This window comes from Myroides sp. LJL115 (genome assembly GCF_054871665.1).
Window position 1 is genome coordinate 1 of record NZ_JBTXLS010000081.1, and the last position, 4,826, is coordinate 4,826.

Sequence of the window (4,826 nt, forward strand, 5' to 3'; positions counted from 1 at the left end):
TAAATTAAGTTCAGTCCTTCAGTATTACGTAAGACTTCTTGGTATTGCCAAGCTTGTATCCATACCTACTATGACCTCTGCTGACTTCTTACAGCAATTGTTATCCATAGTTCTGTAAAAAAAAAAAACTTTCCTATGTCTGTAAGACCTCCCCAGGTAAGAACAGTAACTTTCCCCTCATATACCTGCTATATTTACCCTAAATATCTCCGTACAACTTTGGACTTTAGTTTGTTATGCAACCTTATCCGATATTATTGGGCCTGATATAGTTTCTGTTCGTCAGGTCAAGGGTTTGCCTAGCGCTTCCTTCAGATTCCACCTCACGATGGACACCCTTGCATTTGGCTAACACTTCCCGTTGTAAAGGCGTGTTCGGGACTTGCACCCTAGAGTTACTGTCCATGCTGGGCACACATAAAAAAAGGGAACCTATAACTAATATAAGCTCCCTTGCTATCATTTTAAATCTATTTATTATTTCTTTTTCGAAATAACTTTTGTCAAATAATCTTTGCTTTTTTTAATTATAGCAAAAATCAACGGTGGATAAATTCATTTCTTTTAAGAATTCATTGGGCATATTTTCCAACTTTATAACTTGTTGATGACTTAAAATAAAGTTGTGGCTAACCCAACTTTTAGTATTATAAATCATTTCAAAGAGCTGAAATTTAAAATCCTCCACACTTAATTGGCTCAACTCAGATTTTTTGGCCTCAAAACCTGCTTGATTAAATGCTACTTTTTTCATTTATTTATTGTTTTGTTTGTTGCTTGTTGTTTGTTGTTTTTCACAGTAATTAAACTAAACCCACCTGATATCCTTCTTAAAATAAAATCTTATTACATAGAAAACATTATCAAAAAACTATTGGTTAAGTTGATTTGGCTAAAATCCGCTCGTTAATTTAGTTAAATTAAAGGAAGACCTTAATTATTTTCTGGCAATTTATTACAAAATAAATTATATACCAACACCCTATCAGTGAAATTCGTAAAATTCAAAAAAAATACAAAATTCACTTATCAATCTAAGAAATATTCAATTTTAAAGCATAAAAAAATAATAATATTCCAATATTATCTAAAATTAGACAGTGTATTACATCGAATAATTAACACTCTATTAGGAAATGTATGACAAGAAAAGGCAGAAAAAGCATAACAAGATGATTAAAAAAATCAAAAACTATATTAAATTAACCTTTAAATAGAAGTAAAAACCACAAAATTTAAAACATCCTGCATATAACAATCTATAATAGTGGGATTATCCATTTACTTTTTTGTTAGCAAAAAGTAAAAGAGACTGCGTATAATCTCCATCGAAATCAATTTTATATATCTTAGATATATAAAATTCATCGATTTCTTCAATCCATTCCCCATTTGGGGCTAGTTCCTCAAAGGCAAAACAGCTTTGATCATCATTCCCCATAAACCTACCTACTAGACAACTATTTTGATCTTTGAATTCCAAACAAAAGGCACCATATTTTAATGAAATAGCCTCTAGAGTAATCAAGATATTAGAATGTAGTTCCACGGGGGAATCTTCAAAGTTTATATGTTTAGCTTTTAAAACCTCTTGAATAAACAATAAATCCGCATCTGTTGTGATGGAAATTATCTTTTTACGATTTATAAGCTCATAGCCATCCATTATGTAATCCACTAGATTTTTTTTGATAAGAATCCAGTTTGATGTATATGCAAGTACGATCCCTACAATAGGTGAGTTAATTCTACCCTGAAGTTGTATACGGACTAATTGATTCAAATTATCTTTAACCATAAGGATGTAACTTAAAGTTTTAAACTAACACTAAGTAATGGAATATTATTTTGGTTTTACAATAATTAAATAACTATACATAGTGACTCTTCCTAAAATTAGTAAAAATAACCCAACATTTCTATTTTTATACAAAAAAAATACACAGGCCTAAGAATAACACAATCCTTTAATAACCAACCTAATAATCTCTTTTCCTTACAAAGGCATTGCCTAATATACCAACTACTTACTCCGACTACTTGTCTAAAATAGTATAAAGTAAAGGTTAATTGTAATTACCTTCCAAAATAAAGGACATGCCTTTTTTTATAATCCCCAAGAGCTATTTCTTTTTATTATACAAAATACAAACGCCTATCTACAGAATAGACAGGCGTTTATGGTAATGTGTTTTTATAATGAGATTAAATTTCTCTTGAAAAATAACTCATATGACGTAGTTTATTTTTTAAAGCTGTTGGTTCTATAATAAAATCATATTTTTTAGTAAAACCAAACTTCTGGCAAAGCTCGATACTAGCTTTATTCTCTTTTTCAAGACAATAAATAACCGATTTACTCAATGTATGTCCTTTACATATCTGTAAGAGAGTTTTTACGATTTGGCTTCCATACCCCTTTGCTTGAGCGGATTCTTTTAACCAAAGTCCCAACTCAGCGTTACGTTCATTAATATCGTGAATACCACAAGAACCTAAAAACTCTTTAGTATTCTTATCTAATACAGCCATAACCAAACAAGTTCCTCTTTGCTGCTCTATTTGAGAAATACGAATAAACTCCTTTATGATTTTATCATTTTCCATACTATCAAAGCTTAAATACTTTGCAACATTTGGAGTTAAGTTTTCAAAGTAATCTTTTAAGTGCTTTGGATCTATACACTCAAAGAGTAAATCTTCGCTCTGCCAGGTAGAATCTAAACTAAAAGGAATTCTTTTTTGATCTCTAACCATATTTAAGATAGTAGAGATTTCGTAAATCAAACCTTTATCAATCAAGTCCTTAGCTTCAGTACTTTCTATATTACTCTGGTATTCTAACAAAATTTGCTTGGTATAAAACCAAGGATCATCAAAAAGAAGATTAGTAGGGGTTTGAGCCCAAAGTAACTGATCTGCTTGCTCGTTTTCAAATTCTGGCCATAAATAAATAGAGTCATCCTCCCAAATCCATGAACCAAAATCCTTATTGTTAAACTGATCAGTATCCAAGAAAACCTCCCATTGTAAACCAACAGCTTTGGCAAGTTTAAGAAAGATTCTCAAGTACAAACTAATATTTTCTGGATCTTGTTGGAAAAACTTTATTAGATAAATCAGCACAATAGGACTAGTAATGGTTAATCCTCCCTTGTTTTCAATAGCATTTGCCAAGGTGATAAGACTCATTCGTTTATTGTGAGAATTACCTGTTTCAACAATATGTAAAAGAGCTCCTGTATCATTAGCTCGTCCATTAAAGTGCATTAATTGATCCCAAGGCACATCTCTATAATGCATTTTTATTAACTCCTCTATACTTTGTTTCATAGCTATCTTTACTTTTATCCATTAAAAAAGGGTTCTAAATAAATTAAAACCCTTTTTATATCTTATTTCTTACCGCCTTTGCGGTATTGTAACATATTTAAAATTTTAGTTTGCTCAATATTACGAACAAACTCATGATCAAAAACATAGCCTAATTTTTCCGCAATTTTAATGCTTCCACTATTGCTTTTCTCCACATTATAAATAATAAAGTCTACCGTTAAGTTATCATAGATAAACTGCTCTAAAGCCTTTATTAACTCTGTACCATATCCCTTACCAAATGCTGCTTCTTTTAACCAAATTCCCAAAGAAACACTTTCTTTTGAAATATCATGAATACCACAACAACCAATAAACTCACCACTTTGTTTATCTGAGGCAACTAAAGTAATATCTAAGCCCTTTTCTAACTGCCCAAGACTATAATTAATAAACCCTTGTGTGTCCTCTATTTTACCTGTAGGGATAAATGGTAAGAATTTTGCAACTGTTGGAGTTAAGGCCTCGAAAATAGCTTCTTTAAATTTATCATTAACTATTTCAAAATGCAAACGATCGGAATCAAATGCAATGGAAGTATCCATTCTCATAATGTCTATGTTTAATTTTGCTCTTTTGAGCAATTATAATGCTTATATAATCTTTTCTTTCGATAAGATAAAGTGCAAATGTACGAAAAACGCTAAATATGGACAGTGAAAGTGGAGAGCAATTTGACAAAAAATTCCAAGGTTTCCCTGATTCTGCAAGAAAGAAAGGAACATTTTACAATCTTGCGCCTTCTATGAAACCCAAAAAAGCCTGTTTTTTGCACAAAACGTATTTATATTACACAATTGGCAAAAAAAACCTACTCTCTTATCCTATTAACAATGAATGCTTTAAAAGAAAAGAGTAAAAAAAGTATAAAAAAAAACATAAATGCATTTGCACAAATGGAAAACTCGCAGTATGTTTGCCATGCAATTAAGAAGAAAACTTATAAGCAAAGGAGAGGTGCCGGAGTGGTAACGGAGCAGATTGCTAATCTGTCATCGGGTAACCGATGCCAGGGTTCGAGTCCCTGTCTCTCCGCAACTTTCGGGGTGTAGCGTAGCCCGGTCATCGCGCCTGGTTTGGGACCAGGAGGTCGCAGGTTCGAATCCTGCCACCCCGACGAAAGTTTAAGTTTTTATCTGATATTGCAACCTCGGGGTGTAGCGTAGCCCGGTCATCGCGCCTGGTTTGGGACCAGGAGGTCGCAGGTTCGAATCCTGCCACCCCGACAAAATACAAAATCCGTAAATAATTTTATTTATGGATTTTTTTATTTTATAATATCCCCTTAAATAGTACTTTCCAAACAGTTTCTACTCTTTACTTTGGATCAAGTGCAAAAGTTGGGGACTACGCAAAAAGTTGCGTTAATCTAAATAAGAAAAAAGCTTTATCTCTAACACCTCTATACATCGTTCTGAAGTGTTTTATTTTAGCATTGAAGGATTCCGCAG

The 4,826-nt window shown here is 32.3% G+C and carries 5 protein-coding genes, 3 tRNA genes and 1 pseudogene; 4 read left to right on the forward strand and 5 right to left on the reverse strand.

Annotated features, from left to right (window positions below):
• Positions 1-523: 523 nt before the first annotated feature.
• The 4 genes from ACYSNX_RS12870 to ACYSNX_RS12885 form a co-directional block, all read right to left on the reverse strand.
• Entirely contained in the window at positions 524-754 is a 231-nt protein-coding gene (locus ACYSNX_RS12870) for a hypothetical protein (RefSeq protein ID WP_461755065.1), read from the reverse strand.
• Positions 755-1,273: 519 nt separating this feature from the next.
• Complete coding sequence (locus ACYSNX_RS12875; RefSeq protein WP_461755066.1) at positions 1,274-1,798, reverse strand: hypothetical protein; 525 nt, start codon at positions 1,796-1,798, stop codon at positions 1,274-1,276.
• 407 nt (positions 1,799-2,205) lie between these two features.
• Complete coding sequence (locus ACYSNX_RS12880) at positions 2,206-3,333, reverse strand: GNAT family N-acetyltransferase (protein WP_461755067.1); 1,128 nt, start codon at positions 3,331-3,333, stop codon at positions 2,206-2,208.
• Positions 3,334-3,395: 62 nt separating this feature from the next.
• Complete coding sequence (locus ACYSNX_RS12885; RefSeq protein WP_461755068.1) at positions 3,396-3,926, reverse strand: GNAT family N-acetyltransferase; 531 nt, start codon at positions 3,924-3,926, stop codon at positions 3,396-3,398.
• A gap of 98 nt (positions 3,927-4,024) precedes the next feature.
• Here ACYSNX_RS12885 and ACYSNX_RS12890 point away from each other — a divergent pair, with 98 nt between their 5' ends.
• The 4 genes from ACYSNX_RS12890 (at position 4,025) to ACYSNX_RS12905 (ending at position 4,601) form a co-directional block, all read left to right on the forward strand.
• Complete coding sequence (locus ACYSNX_RS12890) at positions 4,025-4,234, forward strand: hypothetical protein (RefSeq protein ID WP_461755069.1); 210 nt, start codon at positions 4,025-4,027, stop codon at positions 4,232-4,234.
• Between the two features lie 92 nt (positions 4,235-4,326).
• Positions 4,327-4,410, forward strand: a tRNA-Ser gene (locus ACYSNX_RS12895).
• A 7-nt stretch (positions 4,411-4,417) separates the two neighbouring features.
• Positions 4,418-4,492, forward strand: a tRNA-Pro gene (locus tag ACYSNX_RS12900).
• A gap of 34 nt (positions 4,493-4,526) precedes the next feature.
• A tRNA-Pro gene (locus ACYSNX_RS12905) sits at positions 4,527-4,601 on the forward strand.
• A 121-nt stretch (positions 4,602-4,722) separates the two neighbouring features.
• On the opposite strand, the pseudogene ACYSNX_RS12910 reads toward ACYSNX_RS12905, so the two are convergent.
• Positions 4,723-4,826, reverse strand: a pseudogene (locus ACYSNX_RS12910) (ISAon1 family transposase); the annotation flags it as partial.

Excerpts from the sequence above, each read along its gene's own strand:
- ACYSNX_RS12870 (WP_461755065.1), bottom strand. The coding sequence starts at position 754 with ATGAAAAAAGTAGCATTTAATCAAGCAGGTTTTGAGGCCAAAAAATCT.
- ACYSNX_RS12875 (WP_461755066.1), bottom strand. The coding sequence starts at position 1,798 with ATGGTTAAAGATAATTTGAATCAATTAGTCCGTATACAACTTCAGGGT.
- ACYSNX_RS12880 (WP_461755067.1), bottom strand. The coding sequence starts at position 3,333 with ATGAAACAAAGTATAGAGGAGTTAATAAAAATGCATTATAGAGATGTG.
- ACYSNX_RS12885 (WP_461755068.1), bottom strand. The coding sequence starts at position 3,926 with ATGAGAATGGATACTTCCATTGCATTTGATTCCGATCGTTTGCATTTT.
- ACYSNX_RS12890 (WP_461755069.1), top strand. The coding sequence starts at position 4,025 with ATGGACAGTGAAAGTGGAGAGCAATTTGACAAAAAATTCCAAGGTTTC.